The following is a 24225-nucleotide window of genomic DNA, read 5'->3' on the forward strand; positions in this document are numbered from 1 at the left end:
TTTAACTCTTTATGTCAACAGCCTATCTCAAATTTTGATTTTGCTCATCTGCTTAAAGCATGAATAAAGAATCACTCGCAAGACATAAAAAAGTTATATTTGCTGCCGTGCTGGTCAGATTTTCAAGGTCGATCGCCGGTAATCAAGCATAAACGCGCGGTTTACGATCGCCCACAGCATCAATCATTGCCACTGCCAAACTCAGCAAAGAGCCAGTCCTCTACGCAGCTAATAGCTTATGTGCACACTGCACACTTGACCGATATGGGTAGTTTGTCAAAGTATTTTTTGCGTGCAGGACTGTTAAAATAATCGCAGAGCGATCGCAGGAAACAGTCATGCTGTCAGTAAAAGAAGCAGAATCGATAATACTAAATTTGGCGCAATCTCCCGACAGTCAGCGGGATGTAGAAACAGTAGACTTGCTGGCAGCATCGGGGCGAATCTTGGCCGCGCCTGTGACAAGTTCCCTCGATTTTCCTTATTGGGACAATTCGGCAATGGATGGATATGCCGTGCGGTTTGCCGATGTGGAAAATTGCAGCGCCGAAAAACCAGCGGTGCTCGAAGTAGTTGAGGAGATTCCAGCGGGATATCTGCCTCAAATTACGGTGCAGCCGGGCCAAGCGGCGCGAATTTTTACCGGGGCTATGATGCCGGATGGTGCTGATACGGTGGTAATGCAGGAAGAAACGAGGCGTGAGGGCGATCGTATTTTTGTCTTAGTTACTCCTGAAAAACCGCAAGCTTTTGTCAGGCACAAAGGCGCTTTTTATCAAGCAGAAACAACTTTGATGGATCGCGGTACTGCTATCAATGCACCAGAAATAGCAGTGTTAGCAACTGCACAGTGCATTAAAGTTCCCGTTTACAAGCGCGTGCGCGTCGCTATTTTTTCTACTGGTGACGAATTGGTATCGCCGGACAAACCTTTGAGTCCTGGGAAACTGGTAGACTCGAATCAGTATGCTTTGTCTGTTTTGTTGGCGCAAATGGGATGTGAGCCGATCGGATTGGGGATAATTCCCGATCGCGAAGATGCGCTACAAAAGGCGATCGCCCAGGCTGTTTCGACAGCGGATGTGGTGCTTTCTACAGGCGGTGTCTCGGTAGGAGACTACGATTATGTAGAGAAAATTTTGGCAGATTTAGGAGGTAAAATTCACATTCAGGCTGTGGCGATTAAACCGGGAAAACCCTTAACCGTTGCTGCGTTTAAACGAGGTGAAACAAAATCTGATGCGCCGATTTCGAGTTTGGATTGTCTCTATTTTGGTTTGCCCGGAAATCCGGTTTCAGCTTTAGTCTGCTGTTGGCGGTTTGTTGTGCCTGCTTTGAGAAAGATGTCGGGGCTCGGTGCGGATGCTTGGGGGCCGGAGTTTGTCAAGGCTAGGTGTAATGTGGAATTGCGATCGATCGGCAAGCGCGAAACTTATGTTTGGGGTAAACTACATTTAGTGGCGGGAGTCTGGGAATTTGAACCAGCTAGCGGCAGCCAAAATTCAGCGAATTTAATTAACCTTGCTAATACAACTGGTTTAGCAGTTTTGCCAGCAGCAGAAACCTGGATTCCCCCAGGCGAATTTGTTAAAGTTTTAAAAGTTAGTCATTAGTCATTAGTTAGTAGTTAGTAGTTGGTAGTTAGTAGTTATTAATCTTCCATATTCCTTCCTGATTCATATTATGAGAATTTTAATTGTTGAAGACGATCCGATGATGCAACTGGGATTAGAGCAAGTATTAGCAGATTCGCCAGAAATAGAAATAGTAGGGCAAGCAGAAGACGGGTATTTAGGAGTAGCTGCTGCACTGAAACTCAAGCCTGATATTATTGTTATGGATATCGGTTTGCCCAGGCTAGACGGCATAGCAGCCACTCAAAAAATTAAATCACAAATGCCGGAAGTTCGAGTGGTAATGTTAACTTCTCACACAGCAGAAATTGAAATTATTGCAGCACTTTCTAGCGGTGCTGATGCTTATTGTATTAAAGGTGCTTCCGTAGACAGGCTGTTAGCGGCGATCGCAGCGGCAGCAGAGGGGGCTACATACCTTGACCCTCAAATTGCCCGCACTGTGATCGAGCATCTCAAACCGCCGACACCAGCCTCTACAGCTACTTTTGGTCAGTTGTCGCAGCGGGAGTTGGAGGTATTAAAGTTAATGGTGGAAGGTAACAGCAATCCAGAGATAGCAGCGGCACTTTACTTGAGTCCAAATACTATTAAAACTCACGTTCGCGGTATTATGAATAAGTTGGCTGTGGATGACCGCGTGCAAGCGGCAGTTGTAGCCCTGAGAACCGGGTTGGTTTAAAGAAGTCAGCAGTCAGGAGTCAGCAGTCATTAGTTATTGGTTATCGGTTATTGGTTATTGGTTAGTTCCTATTCCCACTGCCCTGCGCGGGCCAATTCCCTGCGCGGGCCCAATTCCCAATTCCCAATTCCCAATTCCCAATTCCCAATTCCCAATTCCCAATTAATTCCTAATTCCCAAAAAGTTTATGTCAGAGTGGATAGAAATCGGTACAATTGTAGCAGCTCAAGGTTTGGACGGGGAAGTGCGAGTCTATCCCGATTCAGATTTCCCGGAGAGATTTATCGAACCGGGGAAGCGGTGGCTTTTGCGCCCTAACAAAAGTGAACCGGAACCGATCGAGTTTTTGGGAGGTCGCTACATACCGGGCAAAGGCTTGTATGCTGTAGAGGTGGAGGGCGTGGAAGACCGCGATAGTGCCGAGGCGCTGCGGGGCTGTAAGTTGTTTGTAGAAAAGACCGATCGACCTTACCTCGAACCTGATGAGTTTTACGTGCAAGATTTGATCGGTATGGAAGTTTTTAACCAATTAACCGGGGAAATTTTAGGCAAAGTAAGTGATATTCTTGCCGCAGGTAACGACTTGTTAGAAGTAGAAACAAATCTAACGCTGCCAGAAATTGTCGTCCCAGAACTAGAAAAGCCCAAAAAAGCTGAAATTCCCAAAACAAACCCTGATCCCAGAAATACCCGCAAACCACGGAAAATCCGCGTCAAACAGCCCAAATCTACAAAAGTTTTGATTCCTTTCGTGCAAGAGATTGTGCCAGTTGTTGACTTAGAAAAAGGCCGAATTGAAATTGTGCCTCCCGCTGGTTTGTTAGACTAATATCAAAATATTTTGGTGCGTCGTTAACGAAATTTTCACCACTATTTGATTGGCGAGAAGCGACGCACCAAACCACATGGGCTGGCTGATTGACCCCGACAAAGAATTGATCTTTGTCTACCGAAGCGATCGCACCATTGCCGTATTCGATCGACCCCAAGACAAACTTCCCGTTCCAGACTTCGCCACTGCCCTTGAGTTCACCGTCTGCCAAATCTTCAAATTGGCTATAAAACTAAAATTCAATACGCGATTGTTAAAACTGTTCGAGAGGTCGAATACTCTCTATCTAGATATTAAGTATCGTGTCTATTATTGCTATATCGCACGATTAAATAACTAATTGAAAGGGCCAAAATTGCCGTCGATAGACCTATCAAATCTGCTGCTGTTTTTTTTTCTAAGTCCAGAATAATTATTTTTCGAGATACGGCTATTAAAGAAGTTACAATAACTAGCTCTACTTGAATTACGTGCTTTTTTAGATAAGCTGTAATGTTTTCCAAGATTTCCAGAGCAATTAAAACATTTAAAAACAGCCCAAATATGACAAACAACGTGTCTTTTAGTAAAGGATTGTCGTTGTTAAACAACTCTTTTGCTAAATAAATCAGCAAATCGCAAACGCTGACGATAATTACCACAATCATCGCCAGTGAGAGAATTTTCGATATTATTACTTCTACACTTTCTGTAAAATGCAGAAAATTTTTCTCGCTGTCAAACTGAGAAATTCGCCTAAAAATTTTTTTCAGCATACCAGTTATATCATGTGCATTGAATTGCCAGCGATCGAACTCTGTGCCGTGTTGGGGCGGGTTGATGTAGCCCGATCGCCCACCGTCCCTCCCCAGGGGACAAGAAATTGCTCTTGCGCCAACCCCTAATTCCCTACAACCAGGGAGATGCAAGGAGCTCTCCTGGCAAGAAACAGCGTTAACCCAAGTGTATTGGTATATAGATTGTGTGTCTGAATTATATATTATTTTTGAACCAGCCCCTACGGGAATTATATTAAATCAGGTTTTAATACCCCGTAGATTCTTCAGTCGCCCTCCGGCGGATATCGTTTGACGCTTAGGCGATTTCCGTCGCCTTTCGATACTTTAAAGGAGTAGGTTGGGGCGGCGGGTTTACAGGATTTCTCGTTTGTATTGCTGCATACATTCGTGAACCAGCCCCTAGGGGAATTATCCTAAAGCCGGCTTTAATACCCCGTTTCCTTTTCAGTCGCCCTCCGGCGCGCACATCCTTTGACGCTGAGTATTTCAATCGCCGAGTCCTGCTAAAATACAGATTATTTATGTTAAATCGCAAACAAATTGCATTTTATTTAGAAGACATTGAAACGCCCCCAGGGAGAACCGTCAGTTTAATTATTACCGGACTCATTCTCCTATCTACTGCCAGCTTTATCGCAGAAACTTACCCGATTTCCGAATTAGTTAGAACTCGATTGGCAACTCTCGATACCGCTCTTTTAGTCGTTTTCACTGTTGAATATTTAGTGCGGCTGTGGTGCGCCGATCATAAATTTAAGTTTATTTTTAGTTTTTTTTCAATAGTCGATTTGCTGGCAATATTACCATTTTTACTGGGATTTGTCAATGTCAGTTTTATTCGGATTTTTCGCTGGTTTAGAATTCTCCGACTCATCCGCTTTCTGGAATTAAAAAATTCGGTTTTTCGCATCAGCACCGAAGATGGGGTGATTTTTTCCCGGATTGTGTTTACTTTACTGGCGATAATTTTTGTTTATTCTGGTTTGATTTATCAAGTCGAACATTCGGAAAATCCCGCAGCTTTTGGCACTTTTTTAGATGCTGTTTATTTTTCGGTTGTCACGATGACTACAGTAGGATTTGGCGATGTTACTCCGATTTCAGAATCCGGCCGTTTTCTAACTATTTTGATGATTTTGACGGGAATTGCTCTGATTCCTTGGCAGTTGGGGGATTTGATTAAACAGTTAGTTAAAAGTGCTAATCAAGTAGAGATTGTTTGTAAGGGTTGCGGTTGGTTAGTACATGATGCTAATGCTAAATTCTGTAAAATGTGTGGCACTCAGTTGGATAATGGTTGACTGTTGGCTGTTGTTAGTAGTTATTTGTTAGTAGTTATTTGTTAGTAGTTATTTGTTAGTAGTTATTTGTTAGTGGTTATTTGTTAGTGGTTATTTGTTAGCTGCAACCAATAACTAATAACTAACAACCAACAAGCAATAACCAATCACCAATAACCAACAACCAACAACCAACAACCAACAACCAACAACCAACAACCAACAACCAACAACCAATCACCAATAACCAATCACCAATAACCAATCACCAATCACCAATAACCAATAACCAATAACCAATAACCAATAACCAATAACCAATAACCAATAACTTCTTTAAGCTAAAGGTAACAAGATTTCAAATTCGGTACCTGTTCCTAATTCCGATCGCATTCTGAATGCGCCGCCGTGTTTGCCCGTCACGATTTGATAGCTAACTGCTAAGCTGGTTTCTTTGAGGGCGCGTTTTTCGGCAGAGAATGATTCTATGATTCTTTTGTATTTGTGAGGTGACATTCCCGGCCCGTTATCTGCTATGCGAATCGAAACCCAGCGATCGTGAAGTTGGTTCAAGTCGCTCGCAGGTTCGGGACAGCCCACTTCAGTTGTAATTTCAATTTGAGGCTGGCGATCGCCCTCTCTGATTCCTCCACCCTTGAACTCCTTCGCCAATTCTTGACCGACTGCTTCGTTAATTAATGTATGAATAGCATTGGTCAAGATATTCATAAATACTTGGTTGAGCTGTCCTGCATAGCACGGTACCGGCGGCAGGTAGCCGTAGTTTTTTACTACTTTTATTTCCCTGGTCAAACGACTTTTGAGCAGCAAGAGTATGCTGTCTATATTGGCGTGCAAGTCGGTCGGTTTGGGATAAATATCGTCGATGTGGCAGAAATTTTGCAAACTGGTTGCTAACTTACTCAAACGTTCGGCTCCGGCTTTGATGCTGGCCACAGTTCGCAGGAAATCGTTTTGCAAAAAGTCATAGTCTATCTTTTCTTTGAGCCGTGCTATTTCCGGCGGTTGTTCGGTACAGTGCGCGTCGTAAACTAAGAGCAACTCCATCAAGTTTTTGCTGTAGTCGCTGACGTAGGTTAAATTCCCCCAAATAAAGCCCACCGGATCTAAAATTTCGTGGGCTACTCCGTTGACTAAACGGCCTAAACTAGCCATTTTTTCGCTTTGAATCATTTGAGTTTGGGCTCTTTCGTAGCGGACTTGAGTTTCTATGCCGCGAATTTGCCAGTAGGCGATGTTTAGTGCGTGAGGGTCTAAGAGTCGGTAAGATTGGGAGTCTATTTGGACGACGATTGGTTCTGACTGCAATTCGGGCGATCGGCGCAAAGCTTGTGGAGCTCCCGCCAAAATGGTTGTACTCTCTGCGAGCAATAATATTTCGACGCGAGCGTAACTGTAGAGCACTTTCAGCGGCAGGTGCAAAAATAGCTCAGGGCCTTGGGGTTTGAGCAGATATTCCAGCAGTTGTCTGCGCGAGATCATGCCCGCAAACTCTCCTGCTTCGATCAAGACGACTCCCGGCACCAGAGGATGCCGTTCAAAGATTTCGGCAACTGTCACAGCCAAGCAGCTCGATTTTACCTGAAATTCATACAGGGGCAAATCCCAGAGGGTAGACTCTAGTGAAAGGTCTTGATGGCTGCCTTCGGAAAGTGAAGGGCTTTGTAGTTTGGAACTGAATGTATTTGCCACTGGAACTTTATAATTGCCGAAATGCTGGAAAAGTCAAATGAGAACTCACTACTAAGGTAGCCTATCATTTCACCGCAGCAGCGAACCAGAAAACTGTTTTTGAGTTAATCATGTTTTGCGAACTATTGGCAGGAGAATTTCAAATTTGGTGTTCTGGCCTGGTTGCGATCGCAAAAAAAGTTGGCCGCCGTGCTTTTCTGTGACGATTTGATGGCAGATAGCCAGCCCCATACCGCTGCCTTTCCCTGCCGGTTTTGTGGTAAAAAAGGTATCAAATATTTGCTGATGATGTTCTGGGGCAATGCCCGGCCCGTTATCAGCAATCTCAATTGCTACCTGCAGGCCCTGTTCAGTTTCTCTGACATTAGTGGTAATTTCGATTTGGGGCTGCCAGTTATCCGCGCACTCGGTCTGTATTTCTCTATTTGCTGCGTACTCTGTCAGGGCATCTATAGCATTAACTAACAAATTCAAAAACACCTGACTCAACTGACCGGAGTAGCCACTAACTAGGGGCAGTTCGCCGTAAATCTTTACCACTCTTATGCTATTCTTCAAGCGGTTTTTGAGAATTAACAGCGTCATATCCACGCATTCGTGAATGTCTGTCTCCATTGGCTTTGTCTCGTCCATATGAGAAAAGTGGTGCAGCCCGTTCACTATTTTTAGCAATTGCGAGGCTCCCAACTCCATCCCTTCTAAGGTGATCGGCAAATCTTCTTGTAAAAAATCAAACTCAATTTCTTCTTTGAGGGCATTAATTCGGGGAGAGGGTTCCGAATATTCCTCTTCATAAGCTGACATTAGTTGCAGCAAATTTTCAAAATAGGACAGCAGAAAAGTCAAATTTCCCCAAATACTGTTCAGCGGATTTCTAATTTCGTGGGCTACTTCTGCGACAATTCTCCCCAGACTCGCCATTTTTTCGGTTTGAATGAGTTTCGCTTGGGTTTGTTTCTTGAGCAGCTTATTTGTTAGTTGGTGAATTCGGGATTGAGCCACCATTAATTGGTGTGAGTCTAACAATTTGTAAGTCTGGGGTGCTACTTCCACTACTACGGGTTCGTAGACTAATTCTGCTAACCTGTAAAGAGATTCCGAGGCGGCTTCTACTATTAATTTACTACCGGGAAGCACCAGCAGCTCTTGCTTGGAAAACCTGTACAATACCTCTATCGGTCGCTTAAAAAACATTTCTAACCCGTAGCGCCTGTTAATTTTTTCATAAAAATAACGCCTGGATATCATGCCGACAAAATTACCCCGCTCGGTCAAAATGACGCCGGGAAGCATGGAATTTCCTTCAAAAGCCTGGGCTACTTCTTTTGCCTGTTGGGTTAAGTCAATTTGACAGTGGTAGAGAGGCAAATCTAGGAGAGTTGATTCTAAGGATATATCCCAACTACAAATTTCATTGATATGCAAAACGGATAACTCCGAGTTTGTTTCATGCACAGCAAACATAGATGAAACCCCTGTTAAATTTTGTATTGATGGATAAGTTAAGTTGCTATTAATGGCTAACGGGTAATTGCTAGTTTGTCAAATTTCAACAGCACCCAACGGGAAAACCCGATCGCAATAGCATGGTCTGCTAAGGATTTTGTTTCTAAATCAATGTTAAACGATCGAAGCTTTTGTGGAACTTACGGAACTCTTCTGTAAACTTTTTACCATGATATACCCTGCGATCGCGTGTTTTCCGAAAAATCTTAAAAATCTATCAATAGATTAGTGCAATCTGTTATGCAATTTTCCTCTTTAGGTAGGAAATTGGAGAACTGCGATCGCCCGTTATCAACAAATATACTGACATCCTTCGAGAGTTCGACGGCCCGGATTCCCACAGTCTCAGGAACTTGAGACACCAGCGCGCAAAACTGGCCCGGAGGCAAAAATCGGCAGATTTTACTGTATTTAAGCAAAAATGCCAATGCAGGCAAGTTTCCAACTCCAACTCCAACTCCAACAACCCCTAAATCTTAGTTTGCGAAAGCCCGCACCAGTCAGTAGATTTGAGATTTTAGATACTTTGACTTCGCCCTACAAGTTTGAGATTTACTCCACAGATGAATCAGCGAGCAGGAACAATAGTCTAAAATTTTAGTTGTGTGCGTGACGGTTTACCTGAATTTTTTGTTGCTATCAAAGATGTCAGTCAAGCGAACCCCTACCGAATCCCCAAAAACCTAGAAGCGGGCGCGAGCGAAGAGTCACGAAATCACAGCCAGAAGATGAAAGTAAAAGGGAGCATCTGGTGTTTTGCAAAACGCATTTTTTTTATTGAGCGTGCGATCGTCCCCGCTCGCATATTGTACTCGCTCTTCGGGGACGATCGCACTATAAACGCAAAACACCAGATGCTCCCAAGCAAAACCCACTTGACCAATCGAATATTTATTGATTTGTACCCGCCTACTTGGTATATAAAAACGAGTTATTCAAGCGCAAGTCTTAAACCCATCGACCCACAACAACCCTCACCGTTCCGTCCGCCAACGTTTCCTCTTTTTCAACATGAAAACCCTCGGACTGCACCGCCACCATCAACTGGCGGCGCGCGTATTTTTGACTAATTGAATTGACAAATTCTTGCTTGTTAATTCTAGCGCCCCAAAAATCCGCAACCAATTCGTAATTCTCTCCGTTGCGACGAAAACCCAAATCGTAACCGTTGGATTGCCGAATCACATACTCCGCATTAGTTTGGTCGCCCTGATAACCCCGCACCTGCACGTTGGACTCTACGTTATAACCCAACTCTTCCAACACTTGATGCAGCAGTTCGCCATTGGTGATTTGAACCTCGATCGTTGTGAAGTGTGACATATCACTTTCAGATTTTTTTGTGAAACGCTGATTTGATTATCATAGCATCAACAACCACCGTCAATAACTTAGGACTTGCGCTATTTAACTCGACTTTTACGACAAATATAGAGCTTTGCAGAGTTACACCTGCACATCAACCCGCTTGAACGGTGCTTTGATCCACCGCGCCTTGTCATTCCCGAATTCCGTTTTTTTAATAGATACTATAAAGATAAAAAATCAACTTTAAAAACGAAAGTTTAACCATAGCTTAATCATTATTCACCCGTGTTTTAATCCTACGATCTAAAACTTGTACGGGTAACTTGAAGTGTCTAAAATCTAAAGTTAACGGATATCGGATTCGATCGCGCGTGCGCCCTAGTGTCGGCAATAGGTCGCTGACTGAAGTCCGCACTACAAACCGTTTTTATTAGGATAATCTACCCGACATGGCGTTACAGCATCTTAGGTTTTAGGTTTTAGATTTAAATCGCTGTTCCCTTGCGATCGCCCCGCTCGCACTTTTGTTAGCCGTGACTATATTTCAAAAATCCCGATTTCCGATTCTGGAGTGCGTGAATATACGCAAATAATATGAAAATTTTATAATTGTATGTCTTGTACAAGACTAACATTGCGAAACTCATTTTTAAAATACTACAGGTGCTTACCGTGAAAATACGTATTTACAGGCATTATTCAGCTTGTTATCAACCTTTAAAAAGTTGCCAGGAATACAGGCAGGGGAGCAATTGCTGAATGTTTTAAACAAGATTTAAACTATCGCATCTGGCTCGGATGAGTATCCCGAAAAACTGTAATATTTTACTTAAAAAGTTTATGCTTAAAAGATAGCCCGGGATTAAATATACAGTACATCCCTGAGAACCATGTCATACTGCAACCAATCCATCTGTCGATCGCGCAATCCTGCTGAAATGTGCGACACTGCTGCGAGTTGGCAGCTTATAGCCGATCGACTAACGGTAGAATTGAGCAACACGCGCGCGAAGCTTCATGCCGAAATCGATCGGCTAAAACAAGAAAACGAAACCCTCCACGCCGCCCTCAGTTGTTCCCCAATTTTCCTGTGGGCAACTGACAAAGACGGCAGGTTAACCCTTGCTTCCGGCAAAAACATAGAAAATTTGGGGTTCAAACAACCTGTAACTGTGGGACTGTCGATTTTTGAAGTTTACGGCAGTCAGCCAGATATCTTAGAAAATATTGCCGAGGTAATAGCAGGAAAAGATCGCACTTGGAATGCCCAAGAGGGGGATTTTATTCACGAAATTCGATCGACAGCGCTGCGAGATGCAAGGGGGGAAATTGTCGGGGCTGTCGGTGTTGCTACCGATATTACCGATCGCCAAAAGTCGATCGCCACTCTCGAAACAGCAAATCAAGAATTAGAAAACAGACTTCAGCAGCAAACAACAGCCTTCAATACAGCACTTGCCGCCAGCGAAAAAAAGTACCGCAACCTTGTAGAGACCTCCCAAGAACTTATTTGGTCGATCGATATTCAAGGCATCTTAACTTTTGTCAATACCGCCGCCAAACGCATCTACGGTTACGACCCCCCAGAAATGATCGGCCGCCGCTTTACTGAATTTTTAGTTCCCCAACAAAACAGCAGACAAATAGAAATATTTGCCGAACTTTTAGCGAGAACCAGCCTTCAGCAACAAACCCCCAATTCTCCTTACGAAATAGAACAAGTTCGCAAAGACGGTAGCCCCGTCCACCTGCGCGTCAACAGCATCATCAACCAAGGTGAAAACGGCGCTATTTTAGGTCTTTGCGGAACCGCAACAGATATTAGCGATCGCAAGCGATCGGAAGCAGCACTCCAAGAAGCCACAGACCAACTTCGCGCAGTCTTAGATGCAGTGCCCGGACTCATTTCTTGGATCGGTTCAGATTTGCGGTATATAGGAGTCAACCAGCACCTAGCCACCTCCTTCCAACTGTCTCCAGAAAGCTTTGTCGGTCAAGAAATCAACTTTCTCGACAAAGGATCGGCTTTTGGAGAACTGATCCGAAACTTTTTTGACAGTTCATCTCGCCAAATCTGGCAAGAAATAGACATAGAAATTAATGGCAACACCCGCAATTATCTAATAGTAGCTCAGAAATATCATCAAGGAACCGCAGCAGTTTCGGTAGGAATAGACATTACCGACCGCAAACGCGCCGAAGCTCAAAAAACCGAACTAATCGCTTCTTTGCAAGAATCTGAGCGCAAATTACGCAGCCTTTACGAAGCCACCAGCGACGCAGTAATGCTACTAGACGAACAAGAATTTTTTGACTGTAACGTCGCCACCTTAAGAATCTTCGGCTGTAGTAATAAAAAACAGTTTTACGGAAAAAAACCCAGCGAATTTTCCCCGCAATTTCAGCCTAGCGGACAAGACTCATACAGTTTAGCCGCACAGAGAATATCGACAGCAATGCAAGCAGGTAGCTGTCGCTTTGACTGGGTACACAAACGGCTAGACGGTTCAGAATTTCCAGCCGAAGTGCTGTTAAATGTAATGGAAATTAACGGTCGTAAAGTAATTCAAGCAGTAGTGCGAGACATTACAGACCGCAAGCGCGACGAAGATCGGATCAAAGCATCCCTCGCAGAAAAAGAAGTCCTCTTCAAAGAAATTCACCACCGCGTCAAAAATAACCTGCAAGTTATTTCCAGTTTGCTCAAACTTCAGTCCCGCTACATCAAAGACAGCAGGGTTACTGAAATGTTAAAAGAAAGTCAAAACCGAGTCATGTCAATGGCCCTGGTTCACGAACAATTGTATCAATCCAAAGATTTTTCAAACATTAACTTTGCTGAATATATCCAAAATCTCGCCCACAATTTATTTCAAGCTTATGAAACTCATGCAGAAAGCGTCAAATTGCGAACAAATATTGCGCCGTGTTCTATGAATATTGACGAGGCTGTTCCTTGCGGATTAATTATCAACGAACTTGTGACCAATGCACTAAAATATGCTTTTGAAGGAGAAATTGCAGGTACAATTAACATAGACTTTAGTTTGGAAAATGATAGGGTTTGCGTGCTAACTGTCAGCGACAGCGGTGTTGGTTTTCCTCAAGACTTAGATTATCGAAATGCTCGCACATTGGGTTTGCGACTTGTCGGATCTTTAGTTAAGCAAATTAGGGGGAAAATAGAGCTACTAGCAACAACAGGCACGACTTTTAAAATAACATTTTCTAAACAACAATAGCCATCTTCGGAGACAAAAAATATGCCCAATAAAAAAATTCTGATAGTTGAAGACGAAAGCATTATTGCCGAAGATATTTCCGACAGCTTAATATCTCTTGGTTATAGAATCACTGATATTGCCTATTCAGGAGAAGAAGCAATTCAATCGGCAACACAATCTCGACCAGATTTAGTTTTAATGGATGTTAACCTGCAAGGAGAAATCGACGGTATTACAGCAGCAGAAGTAATTCGATCGCGCTTGGCAATTCCGGTAATTTATCTAACAGCCTATGCTGACGAAAATACGTTGCGGCGGGTCAATTCAACCAAACCATTCGGCTATATTGTTAAACCATTTGAAGAAAAAAACTTGCACACAACTATTCAAATAGCTCTGCACCGACATCAGCACGACTGCTTGACAAACTTGCCAAATCGTTCGCTGTTGCGAGAGCAGCTAAGTCAGGTATTGGAAAAGCACAAAGAAGTGCCAGAAATCGTTCCCGTTGTTACTCTCAGTATAGATAGAATTAACAGGATTAACAGTACATTTGGACACGATATTGGCGATTTTGTACTTTGCGAAATTGCCGAACGGCTGAGCAACTGCACGGATAAAATTAATATGGTGGCTCGTTTGGAATCTGCTGAATTTGCAATTGTTATCGAACCAGTTACCAAAAAACAGGATGCTGTCAAAATTGCTCAAAATATTTTAGATATTGTAGCCCAACCTATAATAGCCAGAGGCTCCGAACTTTACGTCACGGCGAGTATCGGCATTTGTTTATCTCCAAACGACGGCAGCAATGGAGACGAACTGCTTAAAAATGCTTATACAGCTATGTACAATTCTCAGGAGAAAGGAGGAAATAACTATCAATTTTATACCGCTAAAAATGCAATTATTTCCATTAACAAATTTAGTCAAGAAAATTGTCTTCGCCATGCTTTAAAACGCTCGGAATTTGAAGTTTATTATGAACCACAAATACAAATTAAAACAGGAAAAATCGTTGGTGCTGAAGCATTAGTGCGCTGGAATCATCCAAAAAGAGGCCGAGTTTCCCCTGCAGAATTTATTCCAATGGCTGAAGAAATGGGCTTAATTGCACCGCTGGGCGAATGGGTTTTAGAGACTGCTTGCAGGCAAACTAAAGCGTGGCAAATTGAGGGTTTACCTCCGCTGCGGGTAGCGGTCAATGTGTCAGCCCGCCAGTTTGAAGGCGAAAATTTGACGGAGAGAGTAAGCCAGATATTGAGAGAAACGAATCTCGATCCTAAATGTCTGGAATTAGAATTGACGGAAGGTCTGATTTTGCAAGATGAAATGGCTGCGGCGGGAGCTTTTCAGGTATGGAGAGAGATGGGGATTAGGATAGCGATTGATGATTTTGGGATTGGGTATTCTTCTTTGAGTTATCCGAAACGCTTTGTATTTGATGCGCTCAAAATTGACAAGAGTTTTATTCGGGATATTGCGGACGATCGCCAAAATGCAGCGATTACAGTAGCGATTATTCAAATGGCGCACTCTCTGAATATGACTGTGATTGCTGAGGGGGTAGAAAATGAGCGGGAACTTGCGTTTTTGTGCGCCCGCGATTGCGACGAAATTCAAGGCTATTTTTTCAGTCAGGCTTTACCAGCGGCTGAGTTTGAGGCCTTGCTCAAAAGCGATAAGCGTTGGGAATTATAGCAGTTTTCAGGTAATATCGTTTCCGCTTGGATCGGAATGATTTAACCGCAGAGAACACAGAGTACACAGAGTCCGAGAATATATATCTGAATCATTCCGATGAAGAGAGGATTTGATATAAGATAGTACCCAAAAGCGGTTCGCGCGTGCGGAATGCGAGTCCGCAAAAGAGCAGACTCGCATTCCACACGCGCGATCGAATTTTAGGAATGAAATTTTAATAACTGTTACTTGTTGCTTGTTACCAGGCTCTGCCTGGTAACGAGCCGAATCTATTTTTAACTGTAAAGACTCGCCACATATTCGCCGTAGCCGTTATAGGGCAAAGTCGGGCGAGTTTCCCACGACCAACTGTTACCGGGGCCGACGACTCTTTCGCTGGCTTGAGACCATCTGGGGTGAGGTTGGTCGGGGTTGACATTTGCCTCAAAAGCGTATTCGTTGGGGCCGACTGTATTCCAAAAAGTAGCGGGTTGTTTTTCGACAAATTCAATTTTGACGATCGACTTTGCGCCCTTAAAACCGTACTTCCAAGGAATCACTTCTCGCAGTGGCGCACCGTTTTGTTTGGGTAGCTGCCGCCCGTACAAGCCCGTAGCAAAAAATGCTAAATCGTTGGCCATTTCCTCAATCCGCAGACCTTCGGTGTAAGGCCAAGGATAAAATTGTGACATCAAACCGGGGCCTGGAGTAATTTTTTTGTCATAAAACGAGGTGAAGCGAACGAATTTAGCATTTGATTGTGGTTCGACATCAGCCATGAGTAATTTCATGGGAAATCCGACCCAAGGAACTACCATTGCCCATGCTTCTACACAGCGAAATCGATAAACTCGTTCTTCGATGGGAAATTTTTTGTAGATGTCGTCAATGTCGTAAGTGCGGGGATTTTTGACTAAACCTGCTACTTCTACTTTCCAGTTTTCTGTTGGCAAAGCTTGAGCGGCTTCCCAGATAGATTTTGTGCCGCCGTATTCGTAAAAGTTGTTATATTTTGTAGCTAAGGCTTCGTCGGTAATTGCTCGATCGACTTTTGCGAAGTTAGAATTCCGGGTCAATCCCGAATATGCTTGGGTTGAGCTTTGGTCCAGAGCGGTTTTTGAGCTATCACTGCTTTGACAGCTTGTCAGCGGCAGCAACGAAGCAGTCACGCCAGCGCCGATTAAATTTGTCATGAAGCGGCGGCGGTTGAGAAAGGCTGTTTCTGAGGTAATTTGGGGATCGAGAATTTCCCAAGATTTAGGAATGCGAATGAAGGGCATAAGTAATAGTTAAAAGTTAGTAGTTCGTCGGGCGAAATTTGCCCAAATTTCAATTTTTTAGTTTATTTGAAATTTGAGATTTACTCAGGGCGAACGGAGGATAGGGGAGTTTTGGCAAGGCCTCGCGATGGCTTGACTTGGCGCTGCGAGCAAAATTATTGTATCTGCAATGACAGTATAGCCTAATTCGTTGAAAGCGAGTTCTGCCGAACAATGTCACGGCACGCGGGCGATCGACCTATTATACCAATTTCATAAAGTAGTGCTAGATATTAGCCCCCCAACGGTAGCTTAGTAAGGGGGGGCTAGGACTTCACCCATAACACAGCTTTAGAAAAATGGTATTAAACCTCCATCGCAGGAAAGTCAGTAATAATTAACGCGCGATCGACCGCAGGAATTGTCACTAAAATCTTGGAAACAATTATCATGAAGCAAAGCAATGATTCAAATTATTTAATTTGTCCAAAGGAAGCGGCACGCACCGCCCCGCTTTCCTCCCCCACTCCTGGCTTTAAGTCGGACGGGGGTCTCCAGCGGAAAGAGAAATGAGTTACTGCATCAATCCCAATTGCCAGAATCCAGAAAATCTCGATCGCGCCACAGCCTGCAAAAGCTGCGAGTCAAACTTGCTGTTAAAAGGTCGCTACCGAGTATTTCACCCCCTCGGTCAAAGTCTCGGTTGCCGCACCTTCTTAGCAGTCGATGAAGACCAACCAACCCAACCCCGCTGCGTCATTCAACAGTTCTGCAGCTCAGTGTCCTCAGTCGCCGACAATGGCGCACAGCTAAACCAGACATTTCGCAGCGACGCCAGCGTCCTCGAAGAGTTGGGTAAACATCCCCAAATACCGAAACTGCTGGCATTTTTTGAAGTCGAAGGCTGCCAGTATTTAGTGCAAGAATACATCCCCGGTCGCAATTTGGCCGATCGACTGTCGCAAAAAGGCGTACTGAAAGAAATTCACATTTGGTATTTGCTGAGCGAATTGTTGCCTGTCCTGCAACTGGTTCACGACCATCAACTAATTCACCGAGACATCAAACCCTCCAATATTATTCACCGCAAAACGAGCCAAAATGGCTTAATAACGGCGGGTAAAGAGGATGTAGGTACTATACCCTGGGAGGAGGAATCGGGACTGGTTTTAGTCGATTTCGGCGCGGCAATTCCTGCCAACAGCGGGCCGCTGAAAACAGAAACAGTGACGGGTTCGGCCGAATTCGCCGCTCCCGAACAAATCAAAGGTCAAGCTATTTTGAGCAGCGACATCTACAGTTTGGGCGTGACTTGCATTCATTTGTTAACAGGAATGTCGCCCTTTGATTTGTTTGATATCAAAGGGGACACTTGGGCCTGGAGGCACTATTTGAAAATACCAGTTTCGAGCAGACTCGGCCGCATCCTGGATAAAATGGTAGAACGAGAAGCCTCAAAACGCTATCGATCGACCGAAGCAATTCTCAGAGACATAAAATACGGCCCGACACCGATAGACGCGATTGTCAACAAACCCAGAGTGACTTTGGCTTTGTGGGGAGGAGCCGCCGTGGCCCTAATTTCTGTGCTGCTGGGTTCTGGCTTGTCATCGACAGTACCGGAGGCTTTCACTTCTTCCGAACCAGTTTCCAGCATTCCCCAAATTCGGTTCGAGCCGCCCCCGATGCAGAATTTCAGCAGTGAGCCATTGCAGTCAGGCCCTGCAGTTCGCACTCTCGCAGAGCAAGACAAAAACCCGGTGTGGGCTGTAGCAGTCAGTCCCAACGGCCGCGTCATAGTCAGCGGCAACAATGACGGGACAATTCGCCTGCTGCACAAGCGTCACGGCAAAATACTCAAAGTTATCTCAGCACATTTGGGGCCCGTGTGGTCGGTGGCTGTCAGTCCCGACGGCAGGACGATCGCCAGCGGAGGCGCAGACGGTACGATTAAATTGTGGAATTTCTATTCTGGCAAGTTAATTCGGACGTTGGACGGAGACAAAGATGGAGTGTTCTCAGTTGTTTTCAGTCCCGACGGCCGAGTCCTCGCCAGTGTCGGTAAAGACAATACATTGAAACTGTGGCAAGTCGAAGGCGGTGCCGAGTTGCAAACCCTCAAGGGGATTACCGACGAAGTGCATTCAGTGGCTTTCAGTCCCAACAAAGATACTTTGTTTGCTGGCAAGGGCGACGGTACGATCGAGATGTGGAATTGGAAGACTGGGGAATTCCAAGCGACTCTCAGGGGTCATGTCGATGCTGTTTCGGCTTTGGTTGTCAGCCCGGATGGTAATATTTTGGGCAGCGGCGGTTGGGACAACACGGTGAGGATTTGGGATATCACCACGAATCACGGGCCGCAGCCCTCGGGCGAGGTGACTTTTACCGGTCATGCCGATCGCATCCAGTCTTTAGCTTTCAGTCCCGACAGCGAGACGTTAGCTAGCGGCGATTTGAGCGGTACTATCAAGCTGTGGGCGATGGATAGCGGGGAACAGGGTACGCTCAAAGGTCATTCGACTTGGGTGGAACTGGCTTTTAATCCTCAAGACAAAACGTTGATCAGCGGCAGTTATGACGACACGATTAAGGTGTGGCGACTGTCTCCTTGATTTTTCTATTCTTTCTTGGAACAATCTTTAACCATAATCTTTGATTTGGTTGGGGATTGTTCAAAACTCGGCGATGGAAATTGCTTAAGAGTCAAACTTTTGTCCGCCTCCGCCGAGTTAGGCAATTCCGCCGTTAACGCGGATATTTTGTCCGGTAATCCAGCGGGCTTGTTCGCTGCACAAAAAAGCCGTCACATCGGCAATATCTTCAACTTTTCCGAGTCTTCCCAAAGCAGTCATTTGAGTGAATCTTTGGATTTGTTCGGCGGTTTTTCCGACTGTGAAAAGTTCTGTATCCGTTGGGCCCGGAGAAATGACATTGACTGTAATTGCCCGATCGCCCAATTCCTTCGCCAGCGATCGAGTTAGCTGTTCCACCGCACCTTTTGTCGCCACGTAGGCCCCGTAAGTTGGCAATAGCATAGCAGTTGTCGAACTAGAAAAGTTGACAATTCTACCTCCATCTGCCATGCGTTTAGCAGCTTCTTGACAAGCAAAAAACGTGCCTTTGACGTTAATTGCAAAAAGATTATCAAACTCTGCTTCGGTAACTTCCGCTACAGTTTTGGAAAGATTTACTCCTGCATTGTTGACTAAAATATCGATTTGTGAATAGGTTTCGAGAGCGCGATCGAACAAATTGCAAATTTCTGCGGTTTTGCTGACATCCGCTTGCACGGCTAATGCTTTGCCGCCTGCTGCTTCAATCGCTGAGACAACCTCTTTTGCTGCTTCTGCTGCTTTGGCGTAGTTGATGACAACCGATGCGCCTTCTTGAGATAATCGAAGGGCGATCTCGCGTCCAATTCCCCGCGATGAACCAGTCACAATTGCTACTTTTCCTGTTAGTGATGCCATGAGATTTGCTCTCCAATTAGCGTTGATATTCTCTCTATGGTAAAGTAGTGTCGGCTGTTCAAGTAAAATTTATGACCGCAAATTCCGAGTTAACACAGCAGTATTTGTCAGCGGGCGAGAACCTGCAGAAATCGGGAAAATTTGAGGAGGCGATCGCCCAATACCAACAAATATTAGCACTCAAACCGGATGCGGCGGTTGCGTGCAGCAAGATAGCAGAAGTTTATTATACGCAACAGAAATATGTAGAGGCGATCGCATCCTGTTACCAAACACTGCGCCATCAACCCAATTTCGCCCCAGTCTACAAAACCCTAGGCAATATTCTGCAAGCCCAAGGCAAAATAGAAGCGGCGGTGCGCGCCTACTCAAAGGCGATCGAATTCGACCCCAATTTGGTGGCGGCTTATGTTAATTTGGGCAGTATGTTTTACAAACAAGGCTTGCTAGACGAAGCAATAACTTATTACCAAAAGGCGATCGCTATACAGCCAGACTTAGCCGCCGCTTACTGGAACTTAGGCAAAGTATTAGAACAGCAAGGGCGCACCAACGAAGGCTTAATATATCAAGAAAAAGCTTTAAAATTAGAGCCAGAATTAGCCAAGTAGTTGTAGGGTGTGTCGCCTGCGATAACTCCCTAAACCAAGCTCGAAATTCTCACAGCAACGCACCTGTGCTTAGAATTTGAGTGAAAAACAACAACATTTTTTTTGCACACTTATAGCTGTTCTCGGAAAGATGAGGTATTCACCAATTCATTTAACAGTTCCCCAATCCCGCAATCCCCGAATCCTCCAATCCTCTAATCTCAAATCTCAAATCTCAAATCTAAGTTGACTGTAGTTTGGTCCGCATAAATCATAGAAATAAAGTCTTCACTACAAACCGTTTTATCGCAAAAAAACATGAATTTAGAAGCCAAAAATCAAGACCAACAGCACCCGCAATACAAGCGCGATCGAGCCAGTGTCAATACTTTATTAACAGGAGAAGCAACCGACTACAATTTATCGGAATTAGCAAGATTAATCATTCGCTACCGAGGCTTTCCCGGCGCTAGAGATATTCAATCAGACTTAAAAAAAGTCCTGCAACAATGGAATCATACCGAAGAAACTCTTTACGAACAAACCCGTAAAATTCACGCCACAGGTGAAGTTTACAGGAAACAAAAAAGCGACCAAGAAGATTGGGCTTAATAATACCAAAGCTTAGAAGTGAAGTAGCGATCTAAATTAATGAGTAATTTTAGGTCTCGGAGCCGGTGCGCCTCGCAGCATTCCTTCTGTACTCAAGTCTTCATCAATTTCTTCCCAGTGAATGCCATAGCCTCCTCCACATACTTCCCATTTTTCCCTTTGGTGGAGCGTTGCATTAAACAATCTTGGATACCAAATTAAAGGCACGGTAATGATTCGTCCATCCATCAAATCAACACTAATGGTTTCTTCTGTAAAATGAATGTGCTTAACTCTCTCGTCCGCTCGAATCGCCAAAATACCCATACCAAGGTTCCAATAGCGTTTGTTTATTTTCTTGTACTACCGACTCTATTTTACGAAGTTCTTTAGCACTAAAACCAAGGTTATTTCCTAAACTGACTGGCTCCAACCAAAATTTAACCGATGATTTGTCTCTGTCAATATAAACATGAGGTGGTTAATTTGGTTCATGGCTGTAAAAGTAAAGTCGGTAACGGCCTATTCGTAAAATAGTTGGCATAGTTCCAAGCTATACAATATTTCAACGGGAATCTCTGTATTTTTTTATTATTATTCTTCTAGAACACGGGTTTTATATTTCAACTGGTTCCCAGCCAGAGCCAGGGAACCAGTCAACAGTCAACAGTCAACAGTCAACTGTTAACTATTTTTAAACCATCTCCGGCGAAACTTGCATTGCCGGCTGCGGCTGGAACTGGAACAGCGAATAAACCACATTGCGGCGGATATCCGTCATCATGTCCAAAAACAGCTCGTAACCTTCAGTTTTGTACTCGATTAACGGGTCTTTTTGTCCGTAACCGCGCAACCCGACAGACTCGCGCAAAGCATCCATTTGCTGCAAGTGTTCCCGCCACAAAGTATCAATTTGCTGCAAGATAAAGAACCGCTCAGCATCGCGCATCAATTCCGCTCGGATGGCATTAACTTCCGCTTCTTTCATGTCGTAAGCGTTGCGAACTTGTTCGTGGAGGAAAGTTTTAATTTCCTCAACCGACAAATCCTCTAATTGATCGGGAGTCATGTCAGCTAGGAGATAAACAAATTCCTTCACTTTGCTGACAAGTTTTTCGAGTTCCCATTCTTCCGAAGGCAACTCGGGATTGATGTATGCTCCCACGATGTCGTCCATCGTTTGTTCGGCATATTTAATTACCTGTTCCTTCGAGTCCAAACCTTCCAAGACTCGGCGGCGTTCTGCATAGATTGCTCGACGTTGATTGTTCATCACTTCGTCGTATTCAAATACCTGTTTGCGGATGTCGTAGTAGTAGGTTTCGACTTTTTTCTGAGCGCCTTCGAGGGAACGAGTCAGCATTCCAGATTCGATCGGCATATCTTCCTCAACACCGAAAGCCTTCATCAAACCTGCTACCCGTTCGCCGCCGAAAATCCTGAGCAAATTGTCTTCCAAACTCAAGAAAAACCGCGTAGAACCGGGGTCTCCTTGGCGTCCCGCCCGGCCCCGCAACTGATTGTCAATCCGGCGCGATTCGTGGCGTTCGGTACCGATGACGTGGAGGCCTCCCAACTGCACAACTTCATCGTGTTCGCTGCTGGTAAAAGCATCGTACTCGCTGCGAGTTAAATTGTAAGCTTCGCGCAATTTTTGAATTACGATGTCTTTGGTAGGGGCTTTTTCCGAGGCTACAGCCACAATGTCATCGGCTTTCAATTCCGAGAGCGATCGCTCCCCGTACTCCTTCACCGCCAATTCCACCGACGCCTTGAGCAGTTGCTCAGCATCTTTCGATAGCTGCGTGGGGAAAATCTGCGCCGAAGCTTTCCAAGACTTGACCTTTTTGGCAGTTTGACCAAAACCTTGAGCTGCGGGGCGGCCGCCAATACCGGGAACTTGCACCAGCGAAAACCCTTCTTCATCCTCCGGCTGGACGATCCGGGGCATCAAATACTCCCGCAACTTGAGCCGCCCCATGTACTCAGAATTACCGCCCAAAATGATGTCTGTACCGCGTCCGGCCATGTTAGTGGCGATCGTCACAGCGCCTTTGCGTCCGGCTTGAGCGATAATTTCCGACTCCCGTTCCACGTTTTCCGGTTTCGCGTTGAGCAAATTGTGAGGAATCTTGAGTTCTTGGAGCAGCCGCGACAGCAACTCGGATTTTTCTACGCTCGTGGTGCCCACCAGCACCGGGCGACCGATTTCGTGCATTTCAGCACATTCTTGGGCGATCGCCTTCCACTTGCCGGCCTCCGCCTTGTAAACCATATCCGAAAGGTCAGTGCGGCTCGTCACCCGGTTTGTCGGAATCAGCGTCACTTCCAGACTGTAAATCTTCTCAAACTCGGTTTCTTCAGTCTTCGCCGTCCCAGTCATTCCCGACAGCTTCGGATAAAGCAAAAAGAAATTCTGATAGGTAATCGTCGCCAGTGTCTGAGTTTCCGGCTGAATTTCCGCCCGTTCCTTCGCTTCGATCGCCTGGTGCAAACCGTCGCTCCAGCGCCTTCCGGGCATCACCCGGCCGGTAAACTCATCGACAATCACCACTTCGCGATCGGGATTGACAATGTAGTTAATATCCTTAATAAACAATTCCTTCGCCTTAATCGCATTAAAAATGTAATGCGCCCAAGGGTCAGCCGGGTCGTACAAATCCGTAACGCCCAACAACCGCTCAGCTTCCCCAAACCCTTCATCGGTCAACAGCACATTCCGTGCCTTTTCGTCAACCTCGTAATGTTCCTCATTTTCCTTTCTCAGAGCAGCAGCCACCTCAGCCGCCCCGATATATTTCTCGCTGGGGCGTTCCACCTGGCCGGAAATAATCAGAGGCGTCCGTGCTTCATCGATCAGCACCGAGTCAACCTCATCAATCACGCAGAAATTAAAAGGACGCTGGACTACATCTTCCATCACAGTAGCCATATTGTCCCGCAAATAATCAAAACCCACCTCGCTGTTAGTGGCGTAGGTAATATCGCAGTTATAATTTTTCTTGCGTTCAACCTGATCCATGCCCTGCTGGATCAGCCCCACCGTCAATCCCAGAAAGCGGTGCACCTGCCCCATCCATTCCGCGTCCCGCCTTGCGAGATAATCGTTGACGGTGATGATGTGTACGCCTTTACCGTTGAGGGCGTTGAGGTAAGCCGGCAGTGTCGCCACCAGAGTTTTGCCTTCACCGGTTTTCATTTCGGCAATTTGGCCTTTGTGGAGGATGATGCCGCCGAGGAGTTGGACATCAAAGTGGCGCATTCCCAAAACCCGCTGTCCCGCTTCCCGCACCACTGCAAAAGCTTCTGGCAAGATTTCGTCTAGGATTTCTTTCTCTTCGTTGAGAGATTTAGCTTTTGCCAGACGTTCTTGAAACTCGGCAGTTTTCCCTCTGAGGCCGTCGTCTGAGAGGGTACGGAAGTCTTCTTCCAAGATATTGATATCAGCTACCCAAGGCTGAAATTTTCTCAGTTTGCGCGCGTTGGGATCGCCTAACAGATTTTTAAACATGGCAGGAGAGGCAGATTTTTAATAATTTAGCTATTAGCTTTCAGGGTTACGGGCTGTAGTGTTAGCCACAACATATACCTTTCCAGATTGTAGCAGAAGACCGGGCGGTTGAAACCGCGCCTGTACAGACACTCGCGCCCATTGCCAAGGGTTGAATAAG

Annotated in this window: 17 protein-coding genes and 1 pseudogene; 9 read left to right on the plus strand and 9 right to left on the minus strand. The window is 45.1% G+C overall.

The genetic code is table 11. The features are described 5' to 3' along the window. Positions 1-338 precede the first annotated feature (338 nt). The 3 genes from QUA01_RS02855 (at position 339) to rimM (ending at position 3145) form a co-directional block, all read left to right on the plus strand. Positions 339-1613 carry a molybdopterin molybdotransferase MoeA gene (locus QUA01_RS02855; protein WP_333087708.1) on the plus strand — a complete coding sequence of 425 codons (1275 nt, stop codon included), beginning with the start codon at positions 339-341 and terminating at the stop codon, positions 1611-1613. Positions 1614-1683: 70 nt separating this feature from the next. After that, positions 1684-2316 (plus strand): response regulator transcription factor, encoded by a 633-nt coding sequence (locus QUA01_RS02860; RefSeq protein ID WP_333087705.1) that lies wholly within the window; start codon positions 1684-1686, stop codon positions 2314-2316. A 187-nt stretch (positions 2317-2503) separates the two neighbouring features. Further along, positions 2504-3145, plus strand: a complete 642-nt coding sequence (gene rimM, locus QUA01_RS02865) for a ribosome maturation factor RimM (protein WP_333087704.1) — start codon at positions 2504-2506, stop codon at positions 3143-3145. Positions 3146-3441: 296 nt separating this feature from the next. Here rimM and QUA01_RS02870 read toward each other — a convergent pair whose 3' ends face one another. Further along, a complete protein-coding gene (locus QUA01_RS02870) occupies positions 3442-4056 on the minus strand; it encodes a phosphate-starvation-inducible PsiE family protein (protein WP_442921514.1) in 615 nt (204 codons plus the stop codon). Positions 4057-4448: 392 nt separating this feature from the next. Here QUA01_RS02870 and QUA01_RS02875 point away from each other — a divergent pair, with 392 nt between their 5' ends. Further along, positions 4449-5228, plus strand: a complete 780-nt coding sequence (locus QUA01_RS02875; protein ID WP_333087702.1) for an ion transporter — start codon at positions 4449-4451, stop codon at positions 5226-5228. Between the two features lie 315 nt (positions 5229-5543). Here QUA01_RS02875 and QUA01_RS02885 read toward each other — a convergent pair whose 3' ends face one another. The 3 genes from QUA01_RS02885 to QUA01_RS02895 all read right to left on the minus strand — a co-directional run bounded on the left by QUA01_RS02885 (position 5544) and on the right by QUA01_RS02895 (position 9749). Beyond that, positions 5544-6920, minus strand: coding sequence for a sensor histidine kinase (locus QUA01_RS02885; protein ID WP_333087700.1), 1377 nt, complete (start codon positions 6918-6920; stop codon positions 5544-5546). 108 nt (positions 6921-7028) lie between these two features. Beyond that, positions 7029-8384, minus strand: a complete 1356-nt coding sequence (locus QUA01_RS02890) for a sensor histidine kinase (RefSeq protein WP_333087699.1) — start codon at positions 8382-8384, stop codon at positions 7029-7031. 990 nt (positions 8385-9374) lie between these two features. After that, positions 9375-9749 carry a DUF1257 domain-containing protein gene (locus QUA01_RS02895; RefSeq protein ID WP_333087698.1) on the minus strand — a complete coding sequence of 125 codons (375 nt, stop codon included), beginning with the start codon at positions 9747-9749 and terminating at the stop codon, positions 9375-9377. Between the two features lie 875 nt (positions 9750-10624). Between QUA01_RS02895 and QUA01_RS02900 the strand changes: the two genes are divergently transcribed. After that, positions 10625-12976, plus strand: a complete 2352-nt coding sequence (locus QUA01_RS02900; RefSeq protein WP_333087696.1) for a PAS domain-containing sensor histidine kinase — start codon at positions 10625-10627, stop codon at positions 12974-12976. A 21-nt stretch (positions 12977-12997) separates the two neighbouring features. Beyond that, a complete protein-coding gene (locus QUA01_RS02905) occupies positions 12998-14659 on the plus strand; it encodes a putative bifunctional diguanylate cyclase/phosphodiesterase (RefSeq protein ID WP_333087693.1) in 1662 nt (553 codons plus the stop codon). Between the two features lie 278 nt (positions 14660-14937). On the opposite strand, the gene msrP is transcribed toward QUA01_RS02905, so the two are convergent. Continuing rightward, positions 14938-15921 carry a protein-methionine-sulfoxide reductase catalytic subunit MsrP gene (gene msrP, locus QUA01_RS02910; protein WP_333087692.1) on the minus strand — a complete coding sequence of 328 codons (984 nt, stop codon included), beginning with the start codon at positions 15919-15921 and terminating at the stop codon, positions 14938-14940. 548 nt (positions 15922-16469) lie between these two features. Between msrP and QUA01_RS02915 the strand changes: the two genes are divergently transcribed. After that, on the plus strand, positions 16470-18515 hold the full coding sequence (locus QUA01_RS02915; RefSeq protein WP_333087690.1) for a serine/threonine-protein kinase: 2046 nt from the start codon (positions 16470-16472) through the stop codon (positions 18513-18515). Between the two features lie 117 nt (positions 18516-18632). Here QUA01_RS02915 and QUA01_RS02920 read toward each other — a convergent pair whose 3' ends face one another. Then, positions 18633-19373, minus strand: a complete 741-nt coding sequence (locus QUA01_RS02920; RefSeq protein WP_333087689.1) for an SDR family oxidoreductase — start codon at positions 19371-19373, stop codon at positions 18633-18635. Positions 19374-19444: 71 nt separating this feature from the next. Here QUA01_RS02920 and QUA01_RS02925 point away from each other — a divergent pair, with 71 nt between their 5' ends. Both QUA01_RS02925 and QUA01_RS02930 read left to right on the plus strand, forming a co-directional pair. Beyond that, positions 19445-19984, plus strand: a complete 540-nt coding sequence (locus QUA01_RS02925) for a tetratricopeptide repeat protein (protein WP_333087688.1) — start codon at positions 19445-19447, stop codon at positions 19982-19984. A 297-nt stretch (positions 19985-20281) separates the two neighbouring features. Continuing rightward, positions 20282-20575 (plus strand): DUF3288 family protein, encoded by a 294-nt coding sequence (locus QUA01_RS02930; protein WP_333087686.1) that lies wholly within the window; start codon positions 20282-20284, stop codon positions 20573-20575. Positions 20576-20611: 36 nt separating this feature from the next. On the opposite strand, the gene QUA01_RS02935 is transcribed toward QUA01_RS02930, so the two are convergent. The 3 genes and pseudogenes from QUA01_RS02935 to secA all read right to left on the minus strand — a co-directional run bounded on the left by QUA01_RS02935 (position 20612) and on the right by secA (position 24065). Further along, positions 20612-20881, minus strand: a complete 270-nt coding sequence (locus tag QUA01_RS02935) for a DUF2442 domain-containing protein (protein WP_333087685.1) — start codon at positions 20879-20881, stop codon at positions 20612-20614. Beyond that, positions 20844-21023 (minus strand): annotated as a pseudogene (locus tag QUA01_RS02940) (DUF4160 domain-containing protein); the annotation flags it as partial. The gene QUA01_RS02935 and the pseudogene QUA01_RS02940, both read right to left, overlap by 38 nt. 225 nt (positions 21024-21248) lie before the next feature. Further along, on the minus strand, positions 21249-24065 hold the full coding sequence (gene secA / locus QUA01_RS02945) for a preprotein translocase subunit SecA (RefSeq protein WP_333087683.1): 2817 nt from the start codon (positions 24063-24065) through the stop codon (positions 21249-21251). Between the last annotated feature and the right edge of the window lie 160 nt (positions 24066-24225).

This window comes from Microcoleus sp. S36a_B3 (assembly GCF_036700745.1).
Lineage (GTDB): Bacteria > Cyanobacteriota > Cyanobacteriia > Cyanobacteriales > Microcoleaceae > Microcoleus.